This is a genomic window from Cellulosimicrobium sp. SJTW-1 (assembly GCF_047716875.1).
GTDB classification, from domain to species: Bacteria; Actinomycetota; Actinomycetes; order Actinomycetales; family Cellulomonadaceae; genus Cellulosimicrobium; species Cellulosimicrobium funkei.
In genome coordinates this window covers 2,308,392-2,325,481 of record NZ_CP136680.1, presented here as the reverse complement: position 1 = coordinate 2,325,481, position 17,090 = coordinate 2,308,392, and the positions used below count along the sequence as shown (strand labels likewise).

Genomic DNA, 17,090 nt, shown 5'->3' with positions numbered 1-17,090 from the left:
CGTGGGTGGTGCGTGTGCGTGGTGCGTGGTGCGCGTGCGGGGTGGGGACGGCGGGCTCAGCCCTTGCTCCCCGTCGTCGCCACCCCCTCGACGAAGTGCCGCTGGCCGAGGAAGAAGAGGAGGATCATCGGGAGGGTCGTGATGACGGAGGCCGTGACGACGACCTCCCACTGCGACTCGCCGCCGGGGCCGAACTGGTCGATGAGCGCCTTGAGGCCGCGCGGGATGGTGAACGTCGACGAGTCCTGCAGGTAGATGAGCGGGCGCATGAGGTCCGTCCAGGCTGCCTGGGCCTCGAAGAGGAGCGTCAGGACGAGGGCGGGCCGGCACAGCGGCACCGCGATGCGCCAGAACATCTGCCAGTTGTTCGCGCCGTCGAGGCGCGCGGCCTCGAACGGCTCGCGCGGCAGGCCGAGGAAGAACTGCCGCAGCAGGAACACGTAGAACGCGCTCGCGAACAGGTTCCCCGCCCACAGCGGCACGTTCGTCCCCACGAGCCCGAGCTGGTTCCAGATGAGGAACGTGGGGATCATCGTCACGGCGCCCGGCAGCATCATGGTCGCGAGCACGAGCGCGAACAGGGCGCCCCGGCCGCGGAAGCGGAAGAACGCGAAGCCCCACGCGACGAGCGCGCTCGACACCGTGACGAGGCCCGCCGCGAGCACGGTGACGACGACGGTGTTCCCGAGCCACAGCGCGAGCGGTGCCTCCTGCCAGACGGTCACGTAGTTGTCGAGCGTGAACGTGCGCGGCACGAGCCGGTTGTCGAACACCTCGGCGCGAGGCTTGAACGACGCGGAGAGCAGCCACAGCAGCGGGTACACGAACGCGACCGTGGCGAGCACGAGCGCGGCGAGCACGACGGCGCGCAGCCACCGGCGGCGCGGCCCGCGCCCGGCGCCGCGCGTCCGGGCGGGGGGCGGCGGCCCTTGCGCCTCGGGCGCGCCCGTGGCCGGGTCCGGCGCGGCGCCCGGGCCGCTCACGGCGGGGCGGGGGAACGAGGGTGCGGTGGTCATCGCTGCTCCCCCTCGTAGTAGACGAGCCGTCGGGACACGACGAGCTGGACGAGCGTGACGAGCATGATGACGACGAACAGCAGCCAGGCGAGCGCCGACGCGTACCCCATGTGGAGCTCCTGGAACCCCTCCTGGAAGAGGTAGATCACGTAGAACAGCGCGGCGTCGTTGCGGTAGGTGGAGTTGCCGGCGCCGAAGTAGGCCGAGTACGCCTCGGTGAACATCTGGAACCCGGCGATCGTGTTGATGACGACGACGAAGAACAGCGCGCCGCTGATCATCGGCACCGTGACGGCGCGCGTCCGGCGCCAGAACCCCGCCCCGTCGACGCGCGCGGCGTCGTACAGGTCGTTCGGCACGTTGCGCAGGGCCGCGAGCAGGATGATCACGGCCGACCCGACGGTCCAGAGGCTGATGAGCACGAGCCCTGGCTTGATCCAGGCCTGGTCGGTCGTCCACGACGGCCCCTGGACGCCGAACCAGGACAGCACCTGGTTGACGACGCCGTACTGGCCGTTGAACAGCAGCAGGAGCAGCACGCCGACGGCGACCGGCGGCGTCATCTTGGGGATGAAGAACGCGGTGCGGAAGAAGCCGGCCGACCGGCCCGCCTGGTTGAGGAGCAGAGCGAGCGCGAGCGCCACGACCGTGTAGAGGGGCACCTGGACCACCGTGTAGACGAGCGTGTTCCACAGCGACAGCGCGACCTTCGGGTCCTGCGCCATCTCCCGGTAGTTGTCGAGACCGACGAACGTCGGGTCGTTGATGACGTCGTAGTCCGTGAGCGACAGGTAGGCGCTGTAGAGGATCGGCCACGCCGTGAACACGAGGAACCCGACGATCCACGGGCTGATGAAGCGCAGCGCCGCGTTGCGCTCCCGCCGCGCGGACGCGCTCAGGCGCGGGCGGCGACCGCCCGGCGCCGTGCGGTGGCCGTCCGACGCCGGGGGAGGGGTCGGCAGGGTCGGCGCGACGTCGGCTGCCGCCACCTCAGTCCTCCTCGTCCCACTGCGCCCAGGCGTCGTCGAGCGCCTTCTGCGCCTCGTCCTGGGCCTGCGCGAGCGCCTCGGCCGGCTCCTGCTGGCCGTTGAGCACGCGGTTCACCGCGTCTTGCCACGCGGTCTCGAACTCGTTGTCCGCGGGGTTCGCCGGGAGCGCGAAGGTCGCGTCGTTCGCCTCGTACATCGCGTCGATCGCGTCCTGCCACGGCTGGGGCGCGTCGTCGGGCACGAGGTCGTCACGGATCTGCTGGTCCGCCTCCTCGTTGCCGGTGAGGACGCCCGTGAAGACCAGGCCGTCCTGCGCACGCGCGTCGGCGCGCGCCTGCGCCGCCTCGACCCAGGCGTCCGTCTCCGTCATGAGGCGGGCGAACCGGCACGCCGCCGCGGGGTTCTCGCTCCCGCGCGGGACCGCCCAGGCGGAGCCGGACGCGAACGCGATCGCGTCGCCGTCGGGCGTGCGCACGGCGTCGAACGCCATGGGGACGTCCGGGGACGACTCGTTGAGCACGTTGATGTACCACTGCTCCATCGGCATCGCGCCGAGCGCGTCGGTCGCGAACTGGTTCCCGGCGCCGAAGAAGTCCGCGGAGTCGCGGAACGTCTTGACCGCCGGGAAGCCGCCCTGGGCGTCGTAGATCCCCACCGCCCACTCGAGCGACTCGACGACCTCGGGGGCGTCGAGCTGCGCGGTGCGGCCGTCCTCGGAGAGCAGGTCGGCGCCGACCGCCTTCGACCACAGCGGGAGGAACTCGGGCAGCTTCGAGTCGAACCCGATGACGCTCAGCGTCCCGCCGTCGGTGCGCAGGAGCGCCTCGTTCGCCGCCGTGACGGCCTCGCGGTCCGAGCCGTTGACGTCCTCGACGGTGAGCCCGGCCGCGGAGAGCAGGTCGGCGTTCGCCATCGTCACCTGGACCTGGTTGAACTCGGGGATCCCGTACACGCTGCCGTCGAACGTCACCTGGTCGACGGCGGTGTCCACGAACGCGTCCATGTCGATCTCCTCGGCCGCGACGCACTCGTCGAGCGGGAGGATCGCGTCGCGCGACGCGAACGTGCCGATCTGGTCGCGGTTCGCGTACACCACGTCCGGCGGGTTGCCCGACGCGACCGCCGAGAGGAAGGCCTGGATGTCGAGCTCGCCCTCCGAGAGGCGCACGTCGACGCCGTCGAGGCCCTCGACGGCGCGGTCGTAGCGGACCTCGCCGATCTCGTCGCCGGTCCCGAAACCCATGACCGAGAGCTCGCCCGACGGCGACCCGTCGGCCGTGAAGTCGACGTCCGAGCCGTCGTCACCGGTGCCCTGCGCACAGCCCGTCAGGGCCAGGGCCGCGACCACCATGCTCGTTCCTGCGGCTGCCGCGCCGCGTCGGCGGACCATCATCTGCCTCCTCGTGGGAGCCACGGGGCGGACGGCAGGGGTGCGCGACGCCACCGTGTTCTCGACGGCGTCGGCGTTTCTCTGCACCGACGCCGCCAGTGAAGCACCGGCTCTGCCCGCTCACACCTCGAACCGCTGCTCGGGCCCGGCGCCCGGCGCGTGGACGGCGGGGCGCGCGTGCGGGCTCCCGCCGGGCGGGGCACCCTCGTCCCGTGGCACGAGACGAGAGCAGGACGGGACCGACCCCGCCCGCGGCCCGGGCACCCCGGGTGGTGGAGGCAGGGACACGGGCGCGCCGCGCGGTCACGGCCGCGCAGCGGCAGTGGGTGCGCCACCCCCGGTGGTCGTTGGCCGTCAAGGGGGCGCTCGCCGCGGCCGTCGCGTGGTACGTCGGGGTCCTTGCCCCGGCCCCGTTCTCCGAGTACCCCTACTACGCCCCGCTCGGCGCGGTCGTCGCGACGACGAGCACGCTCGCGCGCTCCGTCCGCGAGTCGACCCAGGCGATCCTCGCGATCCTCGTCGGCGCGGCGATCGCCCGCGGCGTCGACGTCGTCCTCGCCCCGAGCGCGCTGTCCGTGGCGGTCGTCGTGGGCCTCGCGCTCCTGTGCGCGGGGTGGCGGCGGTTCGGCGAGATGGGCACGTGGGCGGTCACGTCGGCCCTGTTCGTGCTCATCATCGGCAACGACGCGAAGGTCGAGTTCGTCGGCGCGTACGCCGGTCTCGTGGTCGTGGGTGCGGGAATCGGCGTCGTCATCAACCTGCTCGTGCCCCCGCTGCCCCTCACCCCGACCGAGGAAGCCCTCGACGGGCTGCGCGACACGCTCGTCGACCAGGTCGAGGCGCTCGGCGACGGTCTCGCGGGCGAGCGCCCGCCGTCGGCGGAGGAGTGGGAGGAGCGGCGGCGCGAGGTGGAGCCGACGCTCACCCGCGCGCGCGACGCCGTCGCGCGGACCCGGGAGGCCGCGCGCGCCAACGTCCGGCTGCGTCGCCACCGCGACTGGGCCGCGTCGCAGGTGCGGCGCGCGCAGGAGCTCGAGGGGTCGGCCGACGTCGTCGAGTCGCTCGTCCGGCTGCTCGTCGAGTGGGAGCGCGAGGACCGCGACGACCCCGCGCTCGGCGCCCGCCTGCGGCCGCTCGCGGCCCGCGCCCTGGACGCCTACGCCGGTGCGCTGCGGTCCGTCGGCACGGAGCCCGCCGACGCGGACGCGCTGCGCGAGCTCTCGGCGCGGACGCAGGAGCTGCACGACGGCGTCCGGGCGGCGCGCCGCGAGGACGACCAGGACTACTTCGTCGCGGGCGCGGTCGTGCTCGCCCTGCGGCGCGGCGTGGCGGTGCTGACGGCCGGCTGACGCCGGGGAGGCCGCCGGGACGACGACGGCGGGCGACCGGACGCGCCGGTCGCCCGCCGTCGGGGGCGTCGCGCGGACGGGTCAGGAGGCCTGCGCGAAGGTCTGGATGCGGTCGATCTGGAGCGGTGGCTTCTTCTCGCCCGCGGTCACCGCGACCGGCAGCCGGTTCTGCGCCGGGGCGAGCGGGCACGTGACGAAGTTCGTGAACGCGCACGGGAAGGAGAAGGCGCGGTTGAGGTCGACCACGGTGTCGCCGTCCCGCTCGGTGTCGGGGACGCGCACGAGCCGGCCGTTGCCGTAGGTCTCTTTGCCGCTCGTGGTGTCGGTGAAGTGCGCGTTGCCGCGCTCGATGCCCGTGTCGTCGTCCGGGCGCCCGGCGACGAGGAGCGTGTGCTCCGTCCCGTCCAGGGTGAACGTCACGGTGCCGATCACGCGCTGCTCCTCGAACACGCCGCGCTCGACCGTCGGGTAGTCCGACGCCTGCTCGGCCGTCCGCGTGAACCGCGCCGGGAGGACCCACCGCTCGTCGAGCGGGAACGTCTCGATGTCGTCGAGGCGCTTGCGGGCCGCCTCGCGCGGGTCGCGGACGCGCACGCCGAAGATCTGGCGGCCGGTCGCGTCGGTGCGGCGGATGGTCTCGACGCGCAGGTCGCCGTAGAACGCGGGCACGAGGGAGTACTTGTGGCCGGTCGACACGGGCGTCGGTGAGGTCACGGGGGCGCCGTCGAGCGTGACCGTCTCCCCGCTGCCGTCGGGCGTGTACACGACCTCGTCGTCCTGGACCGACCAGGTGCCGGGCACGCCCTCGACCTGCAGCGGCTCGTCGCCCGTCAGCCAGTCCTGGCTGACCATGGACATCCACCCGTACGGGCTCGTCAGCTCGTCGATCCGGGCGCGGTGCCACCGCTCCCACTCCTGGCGGTACTCGGCGCTCACTGCGGACATGTCGGTCCTCTCGTCGGTGTTTCGGGTCACGGGTCAGGTCACAGGTCGGGTCACAGGTCGGGACAGGGTCGGGGCGCAGGTCAGGGCACGCGCGTCGCGCGCTCCACGAACGCGCACACCTGCGCGAACGAGTCGGCGTCGGCGAACGCGTTGCCCGCGGGGGTCCCGCCGGCCGACAGCTCGATGCCGGACACGGGGTGGCGCGTCGGGCCCTGCGCGACGGGGAGGTGCGGCAGGGCGATCGAGTGGCCCGCATCGGGGTAGTCGAGCAGCAGCGTCTCGTGGGCGTGGCCCGCGGCGCGCAGCGTCTCGACGACCTGGCGGGCGTACATGCTCGAGGGCCACAGGCCGTCGGCCATGCCGGAGACGCACGCGACGGGGCCCGCGATGCGCTCGACGGGGATGCGCGACGCGCTGGCGAACTCGCGGTCGCGCAGGCCGTCGACGTAGACGTCGCGGTACCGGTCCGGGGGCGGCCCGCCCGTCCACGGCTGCCACGTCACGCCGGGGTTGTCCTGCCACAGGTGCGGGAGCGGCTCGCCGTCGAGCGTCCACGTGGGGGAGTCCCACCCCTGCGCGGGGTCCGCGGCGCCCTGGGAGCCGTGCACGTGGGCCCCGGGCACGTAGGCGACGACGGCGCCCACCAGGCCGGGGTAGGTGGCGCCCAGCAGGAGCGCGAGCTCGCCGCCCCGCGATTGGCCGCTCACCACGACGACGCCGCCGCGCGGCGCGAGCTCGCGGTGCACGTGGTGCAGCGCGGTCTCGAAGTACTCCAACGGCGTGCGGGTGATGTGGTCGGGCAGCCCGGGAACGCCGAAGTAGCCGAGCGCGAGCGCCTGCACGCCGCGCGACGCGTAGAGCGCGCCGCGCTGCTCGTTGATCCCCCCGCCGGAGCCGTTGAGCACGACGATCGTCGGGTGCGGACCGTCGCCTTGCGGCACGAAGAGCGTGCCGACGAGCCCGTCCTCGCGGACCTCGCGCCGTCGCACCCCGGGCCCGGTCCAGCGCTGCACGAGGTCGGCCGTCGCGCGCTGCGTGGCGTCGGACTCGTCCCACGCCTCGAGGCGCGTGCGCAGCGGGCGCGAGACGTCGGTCGCGGCCGGCCGGCCCGGCGCCGTGCCGACCGTCGGGCCGGGCGTCGGGTCGGGCCGCTGCGACGTGAGGAGCGCCATCCCGTCGACGCGCCCGTAGTCGCCGGACATCGGCGGGTCGCGGTCGAGCAGGACGGTGCCTGACCGGTCCGCGCGGTAGGTCGCGCGGGCGGACCACGCGGTCCCGGAGCGGTCCGTCGTCGCGCGGACCGTGACGAGCGCGCCCGGGGCGGCGCCGCTCACCTCGATGCGGCGGGGGACGTCGAGCAGGTCGTCGGCGGGGCTGACGGTGAGCCGGAGCGTCACGGCGTGCCTCCCGTCGCCGGGTCCAGCGCGTCCCAGACGTCGCGGTCGACGTCGAACGTCTCCGCGTCCGGCCGGTCGCCCGGGACGCGCCCTCCGGCGCGCGTCCAGTCGTCGCCGAGGCGGTCGGCCCGGTCGGCGAGGTCCTCGGCGCCGAACGCGCGGGGGTCCAGCGCGAGCACCCAGAGACCGCGGCCCACGGCGTCGCCGCGCGCCCCGGTCAGCAGCCCGGCGAGCGCCTCCACCGTGAGACCGAGGAGGGACCCGAGCAGCCCCGCGGGGAGCAGCGCGCCGACGGCAGCCGCGTCCCGGGTGGTCTCGCCGTCGGGGCCGAGCGCCGCGCCGTCGGGCAGGGGCGTGCCCTCCCGGGCGCGGCGCCGCGCGTCGGCGAGCGTGACGGCGCTCGTCGCGGCGTCCACGACGAGCGCACGACCCTGCCCGGCCCGCGGCACCGCCACGGCGAGCGGGTTCGTGCCGACCACGGGCGCGGTCCCGCCGTACGGGGCGACGGTCGCGGGGGACTGGGCGAGCGCGACCCCGACCAGCCCGTCCTCGGCGAGCGCGCGGACGTACGCGCCGACGCGCCCCGTCCCGCCCGCGTGGCGCACGGCGACCACGCCGACGCCGAGGCCGCGGGCGAGCCCCGCCGCCCGGCGGACCGCCGCGGCGAGCGCGACCGGCCCGGGGAGGTCGTGCGCGTCCAGCGTCGCGGTCGCCCCGGTCACGACGGCGGACGGCGCCCCGGTCCCGGCGCGCCCCGTCGTCGTCCGCTCGCGCGCGTCCCGCAGCTCGCGGACGAGGAGCGCGAGGCCGAACTCCGGCCACCCCGACGCGTCCCCCGCGACGACGGCGCGGGCCGCGAGGTCGGCGTCGGCGGGGTCGTGGGCGGCGAGCGCCGCGCGGGCCCGGGCACGGGCGGCCGCGGCGTCGACGCGCACGGTGGGGGTGGCGGGCACGGCGGTCCTCTCGGGTGGTGGCGGTGGGTCGGGTCGTGCGGGTGGGGCGGGACGCGCGGGTCGTCGCGCGGGGACGCTCAGTCGTCGCCGAAGAACGCCCCGGAGTCGATCGCGAGGCCCATGACGACGCTGCGACCGCGACGGATGTGCTCGAGCTCGAGGCGGGCCGCGCGCTCGCCGTCGCCCGCGCGGAGCGCCTCGATGAGGAGCCGGTGGTCGTCGAGCGGCGGCCCGGGCTCCAGCGGCTGGCGCCCGCAGAGCCGGAACGCCCGCTCCAGGTCCTCGAGCGCGAGCTCGGTGATCGCGTGCAGCCGGGGGTTGCGCGAGTACTTCGCGACCCGGCAGTGGAACAGGTGCGACGCCGACAGGATCGACTGCACGTCCTGCGCCTGCGGGTACGTGCCCTCGGCGATCGCCGCGAGCTCGTCGACCTCGGCCGGGCTCGCATGGGCGGCCGCGAGGCGCGTCGCCATCGGTCCCGTCGCCTCGCGCACGTCGAGCACGTCGACGAGCGTCTTGAGGGTGACCGGGGCGACGCGGCACAGCGCGCGCGGGCGCACGTCCACGAGGCCGTCGTGGTCGAGGCGGTGCAGCGCGTCGCGCACCGGCGTGCGCGACGTCCCGAACTCGGACGCCGTCTCCGTGACGTCGATCTCCTCACCGGGGCGCAGCTCGGTGAAGATGATCCGGCGCCGCAGCTCGTGGTAGATCCGGTCCGCGGCCGGGACGACGCTCATGCGCCGGCCCCGGGCACGCGGGACGGGTCGTGGTGGGGTGGGTTCATGCTGCCTCCTACTGACGGGACCAGGGCACGAGACGTCGTTCGAGCACCGTGACCAGGGTCGTGGAGAGGTAGCCCAGCACGGAGATGGTGACGATGCCCACGTACATCTTCGCGACGGCGAACGTCGTCCACGAGCTCCAGATGAGGTAGCCCAGGCCGTTGCGCGACCCGACGAACTCCGAGGCCGCGATGATGACGAACGCGCCGCCCACCGCGAGCTTGAGCCCGGTGAAGATGCTCGGCAGCGCGGCGGGCAGCGCGACCGTGCGCCAGCGCTGGAGCCGGCCCGCGCCGTTGGCGGTCGCCACGTCGAAGTAGATCTGCGGCGTCTGGAGCACGCCGCCCATCGCGTTGTAGAAGACGTAGAAGAACACGCCGATCGCGACGATCACGTACTTGCTCGCCTCGCCGAGGCCGAACACGAGGAGCAGCAGCGGGAAGATCGCGACCTTGGGCACGGGCAGCAGGCTCGCGAAGATCGGCCCGAGGAGCGTGCGCAGCGTCGTGACCGACCCGAGCGCGATCCCGAGGACCAGCCCGGGCACGGCGCCGAGCACGAACCCGATCGCGATGCGCGTGAGCGTGATGCCCGCGTGCTCGAAGAGCTCGCCGCTCCCGACGAGCTGCGCGAACGTCTCGGCGATCGACGACGGCGGCGGGAAGAACCGCGCGTCGAGCACGTTCGTCCGGCTCGCGAGCTCCCACACCGCGAGGAGCAGGAGCGGCGTGAAGGGCCCGACGACCCGCACGAGGCGACCCGTCCGCCGGCGGCGCAGCTCCTCGGTCAGCTCGCGCGTGATCTCGGCCGTGCGGTCGTCGGCGTCGTGGGGCGCGTCCGGGGCGCCGCCCGGCGCGGCGTGGCCGCCCGGGCGGACGGGGGCGCGCTCGTCCGTGGGGGTCGTCATGCGACCGCCTCCCGGACGCCCGCGGCGGAGCGCTCGTCCGCTCCCGCCCCGTCCTGCGCCGCAGCGTCCTGTGCCTCGGCGTCCCGCAGGAGCCGCCACAGCTCGTAGGTGATCTCGCCGTGGCGCGGGTCGCGGCGCAGCTCGAGGATGTCGCGCGGGCGGTCGAAGGGGACCCGCACGTCGGCGAGGATGCGCCCGGGCCGCGCGGACATGACGACGACGCGGTCCGCGAGCACGAGCGCCTCGTCGACGCTGTGCGTGATGAAGAGCACCGACCGCGAGGTCTGCGACCAGATCTTGAGCAGCTCCTGCTGCAGCACGACGCGCGTCTGCTCGTCGAGCGCGCCGAACGGCTCGTCCATGAGGAGGGTCGCGCCGTCGTCGGCCAGCGCCCGGGCGACCGACGTGCGCTGCCGCATGCCGCCCGAGAGCTGGTGCGGGTAGAAGCCCCGGAACTCCGTGAGGCCCACCATGTCCAGCAGCGGGGCGACGCGCTCGCGCCGGGCCGAGCGCCGCACACCGCGCAGGCGCAGGGGGTACTCGACGTTCTGCTCGACCGTGAGCCACGGCAGCACGCCGTGGTCCTGGAAGACGACGGACGGTCGCGCCGCCATCGTCACCGTCCCGCGGTCGGCCTCCTCCAGGCCCGCGAGGATGCGCAGGAGCGTGCTCTTGCCGCACCCGGAGGGTCCGAGCACGCAGACGAACTCGTTGTCCTCGATGGTGAGGGACACGTCCTGGAGCGCGACGAGCACGTCGTCGCGGCGGCGGTCGTGGAACCCCTTCCAGAGGCCCTCGACGGAGACGGCCGTCATGAGCCGAGCTCCGCAGCCCGCTCGCGCGCCTGGTCGAGGAGGTCGGCGCGGAAGATGCTCTCGACGTCCGCCTCGCCCTCGTACTCGAGCGTGCCGCGCTCGCGGAAGAACTGCTCCTGGGCGTGCACGTCCTCCCAGTCGATCTCGCCCGTCGGGTCCTGCTCCGTGAGCGCGAGCGACGTGAGCGTCTCGACCGGGAGCTCGGTGTACCGCGCGATGATCTCCTGGTTCGCCGGGTCGTCCCAGCCGCCCGCCTCGAGCTCCGCGGCGGCGCGCAGGTAGGCGGCCGTGAACGCGACGACCGCGTCGGGGTGCTCGTCGACGTACTCGGTGCTGAACACCAGGGCGCCGAGCTCGGTGCCCGCGTGGTAGTCGATCGGGAGGATCTCGGACGCGATGCCCTCGCTCTCGAGCGACGACGAGATGGGCTCGATCGACCAGGCGGCGTCGACGGAGCCGCCGACGAGCGCGGGGCCCGTCTCCGGCGGGCCGACGTTGACGAGCTCGACGTCGTCGAGCGTGAGGCCCCCGGCCTCCAGCGCCTTGGCCACCGAGTAGATGCCGAAGCCCCCGTCGCCCGGGATCCCGACGCGGCTCCCGGCGACCTGCTCGATCGACGTGATGCCGGAGTCGGCCGCGACGACGAACGGGGCCGGGTTCGGTCCGCTCTCCGGCACGCGCGAGACGCTCGCGATCACCGAGAGCGACGCGCCGGCCTCGGTGGCGTTGAACAGGCCCGCGCCCCACGTCGCGCCACCGGCCGTGACGTTGTTCGTGCTGACGAGCTGGTAGGTCTCGCCGGACGTCCCACCCTTGGCGAGGAGCTCGACGTCGACGCCCGCCTCCTCGAAGTACCCCTTATCCTCCGCGAGGAAGAACGGCGCGTAGTCCGCGTAGGGGGAGTAGAGGAACGAGATCTGCGGCGCGGCGTCGTCCCCGCCGCCGGACGGGTCGCTCCCGCCCGCACAGCCCGCGAGGATCCCCGCCGCCGCGACGAGCGAGATGGTGACCGACGAGCGGCGTGAGATGGCCATGAGTCCTCCTGGGGTCTGACACACGAGCAAGCGCGCCGTGATGTGCTTGCCACTATGCGCTAGTGCATCAGTTGGCCCCAGCGTGGTCCCCATCGTCTCGCTCAGTGGGACGACGTAACGCGAAAGAACCCCGAACGGGGCATCGGCCGACCGTGCGCGGCCCGCCCGCCCGGCCTGCCGTCCTCAGGGCTCGAGGACGCGCGCCTTCTGCTCCGCGAGCTCGGCGTCGGTGAGGACGCCCCGGTCCCGCAGCGCGGCGAGGTCGCGCAGCTGCGCGATGCGCACGTCCATCGCGGACGCGCCCCGGGCGGCCGTCCCGCCGTGCCCGGGGTCGTGCGCCCCGCCCTGCGTCCCGCCGTGCGTCCCGCCGTGCGGCCCGACGTGCGCGCCGGACCGGTCGTCGGGGAGCCCGGTCACGGCGCCGAGCACGCCGACGAGGTCCGTGTCCCGCACGCGGTACGTCGTGCTGGTCGCCGGCTGCGCACGACCGACGTCGTCGAGCATCTGCTGCACGAGCGCGCCCACCGGGCCGCGGACGACGAGCTCGACGTCGGGCCGGCCGCCGGGCGCCGCCGTCCGCAGCTCGACGAGGTCGAGCCCCAGCGCCGCGAGCCGCTGGAGCAGCCCGTACAGCGCGGCCTGGTCGCGGACCCGGGCCTCGAGGCGCGTGCACTCCACGGACCGGCGCACACCGAGCTCGGCGAGGTCGGGCTCGGGCAGCGCCACCGGCCCCAGCACCGTCACCTCGACCAGCGTCGTGCGGTCCATGCGTCCTTCTCCCGGGTCGCCCACGTCGGTCCAGGATGCGGGGGTGCGGGCCTGGGCCGGATCACCCGGTAGGGGTGGCCCGTGACCTCCGGCGGCCGACTACCCCCGACGGGTGAGCACGCGGGCACCCGCGCCGCTCCACAGTGGGAGCGTCACGGGACCGCCGTGACCCGACACGAGGGGTGCCCGATGGACGGATTCTGGGACTGGTTCTGGCTCATGGTGTGGTGGTTCTTCTTCATCGCCTACCTCGTCGTGCTGTTCCAGATCGTCGCGGACCTGTTCCGCGACAAGACGCTCAGCGGCTGGTGGAAGGCGCTGTGGATCGTCGCGCTGATCGTCGTCCCGTACCTGTCCGCGCTCGTCTACGTCATCGCGCGCGGGCGGGGCATGGCGGAGCGGCACGCGGAGGAGCAGCTGGCGCGCCGCCAGGTCATGGACGACTACGTGCGGGCCACGGCCGGCTCCGGCAGGTCGCCCGCGAGCGAGATCGCCGACGCCAAGGCCCTCTACGACGCCGGCACGATCGACGCCGACGAGTTCGCCCGGCTCAAGGCCCGAGCGCTCGCCTGAGGACGCGCGATGGCCGACGAGACCGCGCCGGGGCGCGAGGCGTCCGACGTCGCCGCCCGCCTCGCCGCGCTCGAGCGCGAGAACGCGGAGCTGCGCCGCCGGCTCGAGGAGCGTCCGCCCGCCGCGGCGCCCTCTGGCCCGGACGGCGACGCGACCCCGACGGAGGCGGCGCGGCGGCCCCGGCGCGGGCTGCGGGCCGCGGCGTGCGCGGTCCTCATCACGCTCGGGGCGCTCCTCGCGCCGCTCGGCGCGGTCTCGGCGTGGGCGCAGCGCGAGCTCACGGACACCGACCGCTACGTCGCGACGGTCGGACCGCTCGCGGGCGACCCCGTCGTGCAGTCCGCGGTGGCCGGGCGGCTCACCGAGGTCGTCATGTCGCGCATCGACGTGGCCGCGCTCGTCGACGACCTCGTCGGCGGGCTGGAGGAGCGCGACGTCCCGCCGCGCGCGACGCGCGCGCTCGCCGCGCTGGAGGCGCCGCTCACGAGCGCCGTCGAGTCGCTCGTGCACGAGACGGCGACGCGGCTCGTGGAGAGCGACGCGTTCGAGGGCGCCTGGCTCCAGGCGAACCGGGTGGCGCACGAGCAGCTCGTCGCCGTGATGCGCGGCGAGGACGGCGACGTCCTGCAGGTGAGCGACGACGGCCGCCTGTCCATCCAGCTCTCCGGCCTGATCGACCTGCTCAAGGAACGCCTCGTGGACCGTGGGCTGGACGTCGCGGCCCGCATCCCGTCGGTCGACGCGACGTTCACCGTCGCGCAGTCCGCCGAGCTCGTCATGCTCCAGAACCGGTACGCCCAGGTCGTGACGTTCACGACGTGGCTGCCGTGGGTCGTGCTCGGTCTGCTGGCCGCGGGCGTCCTGGTCGCGAACCACCGCTCGCGCGCGCTCGTCGTGGCCGGGCTCGCCCTCACGGGGGCGATGGTCGCGCTGGGCGTCGGGCTCGCCGTCGCGCGGGGACTGTACCTCGGCGCGCTCGCGGGGCAGGTGGTGCGGCTCGACGCCGCGGAGGTCGTGTTCGACCAGGCCGTCGGCTACCTGCGCCTCACGCTGCGCACCGTCGGCGTGCTGGGGCTCGTGGTCGCGCTCGCCGCGTACGTGGGCGGGCCGAGCGCGTCGGCCCGCAGCCTGCGTGCGGGGCTCGCGCGCGCGGGCGCCGCCGTGCGCGGCTGGGGCGAGGGCCGGGGCGTCTCGACGGGGCCCGTCGGCGACTGGCTCGGGCGGCACAAGGCGTTCGTGCGCGTCGTCATCGTCGCGGTCGCCGCGCTCGTCCTGCTCCTGGCCGGCACGCCGACGCCCGGCCTCGTCGTGGGGGTCGCGCTCGTCGCGGGCCTCGTCCTCGTCGTCGTGGAGATCCTCGCCCGACCGCCCGCCGTGGTCGCGCCGACGGCCGGGCCCGGTCCGGCCTGAGGCCCGTGGCGAGCCCACGCTCCGCTCGCCCTGCGGTCCGGGGGCCCCGGGAATACCCTGCCCCCATGGCCTCGGTCGAGCCCCGTGCCGAGCCGGAGGACGTGATGCACGTCACGGACGCCTCCGGGACCTCGCGCGCCCGCACCACCGTCCCGGAGCTGCCGCCGTCCACGGTGGGCCGCCCGGAGGTCGAGGCTCTCGTCGCGGCGGCGGCCACGCGCCGCCTCACCCTCGTGTCGGCGGGCCCGGGCTGGGGGAAGACGACCGTCGCGGCGCGGTGGGCGCGCGGCGGCACCGGCCCGCGGGTCGCGTGGCTGACGCTCGAGCCGTTCGACGACAAGCCGGCGGCCTTCTGGGCCGACGTGCTCGCGGCGCTGCGTGCGGCCGGGGCGGTGCCCGTGGGGCACCCGCTCGAGACCCTCGTCGTGCCGCCGCGCCTCACGCCCGCCCTCCTGCGCCGCATGCTCGCGGCGATCGAGGCGCTGCCCGAGCCCGTGGTCCTCGTGCTCGACGACTTCCACCACGCCGCGTGCGCCGAGGTCGCGGCGACGGTGGACGACCTCCTGCGCTACCGGCTGCCCCTGCACCTTGTGGTCCTCACCCGCGTCGACCCGCTCCTGCGCCTGCAGCGCCTGCGCGCGCAGGGCGAGATGACGGAGGTCGGCGCCGCCGAGCTCGCGTTCGACGCCTCCGCGGTCGCGGCGCTGGCGACGGCGCAGGGACGCGACCTGGCCGCGGACGACGCCGGGCGGGTCGTCGGCGAGACCGGCGGCTGGGCCGTCGGGGTGCGGCTGCGCGTCGAGGAGCACGACGCGACGAGCCGGGCGCGCGCCGCCCGCTCGGCGGCGGAGTTCCTCCTCGCCGAGGTCCTCGACAGCCAGGGGCCCGAGGCCCGGCGCTTCCTCCTGCGCACGAGCGTGGCGTCGGCGGTGTGCCCCGACCTCGCGGCCGTCCTCGACCCGGGGGCGCCGACGGACCGGCTGCTCCCCGGTCTCGCCGCGGCGGACGGTTTCGTCATGACGTCGGGTGGCCGGCGCACCTGGTACCGCTACCACCCGCTCCTGCGCGAGATGCTCCTGCACCAGCTGCGGACCGAGGACCCGGCGGGACTGCGCGAGGCGCACCAGGCCGCGGCGCGCTGGTTCGCGCAGGACGGGCAGGCGCTGCGCGCCCTGGAGCACGCGGCGGCGGCGGAGGACTGGCCGCTGCTCGGCGAGGTGTTCGTCGAGGGCGCGGCGGCGGAGCTCGCGGGGCCGCACCGCGAGACCGTCGCCCAGGTCCTGCGGCGCGTGCCGTACGCGACCCTGCGGCCCGACGCCCGCCTGCACCTGTGCGCGGGGGCGCTCGCGTCCGTCGACGAGCGGTTCGACGCCGTGCGGCTCCACGTCGCGCGGGCGCGCGACCTCCTCGCCCCGGCCGCCGACCCGGTGGCCGACCCCGCCGCCGCCGTGCTCCTCGAGCTGCTCGCCGCGTCCGCCGCGCGGTCGACGGGCGACGTGCGGGCCCTTGCGACGGCCGCGGGTGCCGCGCTCGCCGCGGCGGACGCGGTGCCGTACCCGTTCCCCGCCCTCGAGACGTACCGGGGCCTCGCGCGGGCGCACCGCGCGGCGGGCCTCGCGTGGTGCGCGGTCGGCCCCGAGCCGGCGGGGGAGACGACGTCGGGGACGCTCGCCGCCCCTGGTGGCCGGTCGTGGCGCGCCCCGCAGCTCTACGTCCTCGGGGCGCGCGCCGCCGCGGCGCTCCTCGCCGTCGCGGCCGGTCGGCTCGACGTGGGGGACGCCGCCGCGCGCGAGGTGCTCGTCGAGGCGGAGCGCCGCGGCTGGGACGGGTACGCGCACGTGCGGCCCGCGCACGCGGCGCGCGCGTGGGTGCGCTACCTCCGGGCGTCGGACGACGGGCTCGACCGGCACCTCGCGCACGCCCTCGCGGCGGACGCCGGCGGGCGCGAGCCCGCGTCCGAGGCGGCCGTGCGGCTGCTGCAGGCGCTCGTCGCCGCGGACCGCGGGCACGCGCGCGCCGCGCGGCAGGCGCTCGTCGCCGCGGACCGCGCCCTGGGACGGTCCGCGACGCCCCCCGTGCTCGCGGACCTGTGGGTGCGCGCCACGGCGGCCGCGCGTCTGGTCGACGACGGCACGGGCCCCGCGCTCGGGGCGCGCGTCGCGCGCGAACGCCTCGGGAGCGCCGCGGTCGTCGCGGTCTGCGGTGCGCGCGAGCTCCTGGCGGCGGGCCGCACCGGGGCGGCGGAGCGCGCCGTGGCGGGCCTCGGGGACGCGCCGGGGGAGGAGGGGGACGTCGTCGTGCGGGTGGAGGCGGCGCTCGTCGAGGCGTCCGCGCTCGCCCGGGCGGGCACGCGCCGCGTCGACGCCCCGCTCGGGCGGGCCCTCGACCTGGCCGCCGCCGAGCGGGTCGTCCGGCCGTTCCTCGCCGTCCGGGGCACCGAGCTCGACGAGCCGCTCGCGCGCGCGGTCGCGCGCCGCGGCGACGCGCTCGCCGCGCTGCTGCGCACCCACCTGGACGCACCGGGCCGGGCACCGGAGCCGGTCCCGCTCGTCGAGCCGCTCACCGAGCGCGAGCTCGCGGTCCTCGCCGTCCTGCCGTCGATGGCGAGCAACGCCGAGGTGGCCGCCGACCTCTTCGTGTCGGTCAACACCGTCAAGGCGCACCTGAAGTCGGTCTACCGCAAGCTCGGCGTCGGCTCGCGGCGCGAGGCGGTGCGGCGCGGCCGGGAGCTCGGCGTCGTGCCCTGACGGGTCTGCCGAGGA

General features: G+C 75.6%; 15 protein-coding genes. 4 read left to right on the top strand and 11 right to left on the bottom strand.

The genetic code is table 11. The features are described from left to right. Positions 1-56 precede the first annotated feature (56 nt). Genes RSE42_RS10605 through RSE42_RS10595 form a run of 3 tightly spaced genes read right to left on the bottom strand, consistent with a single transcriptional unit; the run spans position 57 to position 3,395 of the window. Positions 57-1,016, bottom strand: coding sequence for a carbohydrate ABC transporter permease (locus RSE42_RS10605; protein ID WP_085387839.1), 960 nt, complete (start codon positions 1,014-1,016; stop codon positions 57-59). Next, positions 1,013-2,005 carry a carbohydrate ABC transporter permease gene (locus RSE42_RS10600; RefSeq protein WP_232322557.1) on the bottom strand — a complete coding sequence of 331 codons (993 nt, stop codon included), beginning with the start codon at positions 2,003-2,005 and terminating at the stop codon, positions 1,013-1,015. Before RSE42_RS10600 ends, RSE42_RS10605 begins: the two co-directional genes overlap by 4 nt. A gap of 1 nt (position 2,006) precedes the next feature. Next, a complete protein-coding gene (locus RSE42_RS10595; protein WP_034653245.1) occupies positions 2,007-3,395 on the bottom strand; it encodes an extracellular solute-binding protein in 1,389 nt (462 codons plus the stop codon). Between the two features lie 212 nt (positions 3,396-3,607). Between RSE42_RS10595 and RSE42_RS10590 the strand changes: the two genes are divergently transcribed. Continuing rightward, positions 3,608-4,744, top strand: a complete 1,137-nt coding sequence (locus RSE42_RS10590; RefSeq protein WP_415296128.1) for an FUSC family protein — start codon at positions 3,608-3,610, stop codon at positions 4,742-4,744. 81 nt (positions 4,745-4,825) lie between these two features. On the opposite strand, the gene RSE42_RS10585 is transcribed toward RSE42_RS10590, so the two are convergent. From RSE42_RS10585 to RSE42_RS10550, 8 genes are all read right to left on the bottom strand, one after another. Next, complete coding sequence (locus RSE42_RS10585; protein ID WP_021480896.1) at positions 4,826-5,689, bottom strand: DUF1684 domain-containing protein; 864 nt, start codon at positions 5,687-5,689, stop codon at positions 4,826-4,828. An 80-nt stretch (positions 5,690-5,769) separates the two neighbouring features. After that, positions 5,770-7,086, bottom strand: coding sequence for an acyl-CoA thioesterase/BAAT N-terminal domain-containing protein (locus RSE42_RS10580; protein ID WP_415296126.1), 1,317 nt, complete (start codon positions 7,084-7,086; stop codon positions 5,770-5,772). After that, on the bottom strand, positions 7,083-8,039 hold the full coding sequence (locus tag RSE42_RS10575; protein WP_171467961.1) for an Ldh family oxidoreductase: 957 nt from the start codon (positions 8,037-8,039) through the stop codon (positions 7,083-7,085). Before RSE42_RS10575 ends, RSE42_RS10580 begins: the two co-directional genes overlap by 4 nt. A 77-nt stretch (positions 8,040-8,116) precedes the next feature. Next, positions 8,117-8,776, bottom strand: a complete 660-nt coding sequence (locus RSE42_RS10570) for a GntR family transcriptional regulator (protein WP_021483335.1) — start codon at positions 8,774-8,776, stop codon at positions 8,117-8,119. 55 nt (positions 8,777-8,831) lie between these two features. Then, a complete protein-coding gene (locus tag RSE42_RS10565) occupies positions 8,832-9,728 on the bottom strand; it encodes an ABC transporter permease (protein WP_081600323.1) in 897 nt (298 codons plus the stop codon). Next, the gene (locus RSE42_RS10560) at positions 9,725-10,543 is read right to left on the bottom strand and encodes an ABC transporter ATP-binding protein (protein WP_051028594.1); all 819 of its coding nucleotides are present in this window, start codon (positions 10,541-10,543) and stop codon (positions 9,725-9,727) included. The genes RSE42_RS10565 and RSE42_RS10560 overlap by 4 nt, the downstream gene beginning before the upstream one ends. Further along, a complete protein-coding gene (locus tag RSE42_RS10555) occupies positions 10,540-11,577 on the bottom strand; it encodes an ABC transporter substrate-binding protein (protein ID WP_354050311.1) in 1,038 nt (345 codons plus the stop codon). The genes RSE42_RS10560 and RSE42_RS10555 overlap by 4 nt, the downstream gene beginning before the upstream one ends. A gap of 183 nt (positions 11,578-11,760) precedes the next feature. Then, complete coding sequence (locus tag RSE42_RS10550) at positions 11,761-12,345, bottom strand: SHOCT domain-containing protein (protein ID WP_415296123.1); 585 nt, start codon at positions 12,343-12,345, stop codon at positions 11,761-11,763. A 189-nt stretch (positions 12,346-12,534) separates the two neighbouring features. Between RSE42_RS10550 and RSE42_RS10545 the strand changes: the two genes are divergently transcribed. The 3 genes from RSE42_RS10545 to RSE42_RS10535 all read left to right on the top strand — a co-directional run bounded on the left by RSE42_RS10545 (position 12,535) and on the right by RSE42_RS10535 (position 17,075). Next, positions 12,535-12,918: an SHOCT domain-containing protein gene (locus RSE42_RS10545; RefSeq protein ID WP_074806851.1), complete on the top strand. Its 384-nt coding sequence runs from the start codon at positions 12,535-12,537 to the stop codon at positions 12,916-12,918. 9 nt (positions 12,919-12,927) lie between these two features. After that, positions 12,928-14,328 carry a hypothetical protein gene (locus RSE42_RS10540; RefSeq protein ID WP_415296120.1) on the top strand — a complete coding sequence of 467 codons (1,401 nt, stop codon included), beginning with the start codon at positions 12,928-12,930 and terminating at the stop codon, positions 14,326-14,328. Between the two features lie 65 nt (positions 14,329-14,393). Then, positions 14,394-17,075 carry a LuxR C-terminal-related transcriptional regulator gene (locus RSE42_RS10535; RefSeq protein ID WP_415296119.1) on the top strand — a complete coding sequence of 894 codons (2,682 nt, stop codon included), beginning with the start codon at positions 14,394-14,396 and terminating at the stop codon, positions 17,073-17,075. Positions 17,076-17,090 lie beyond the last annotated feature (15 nt).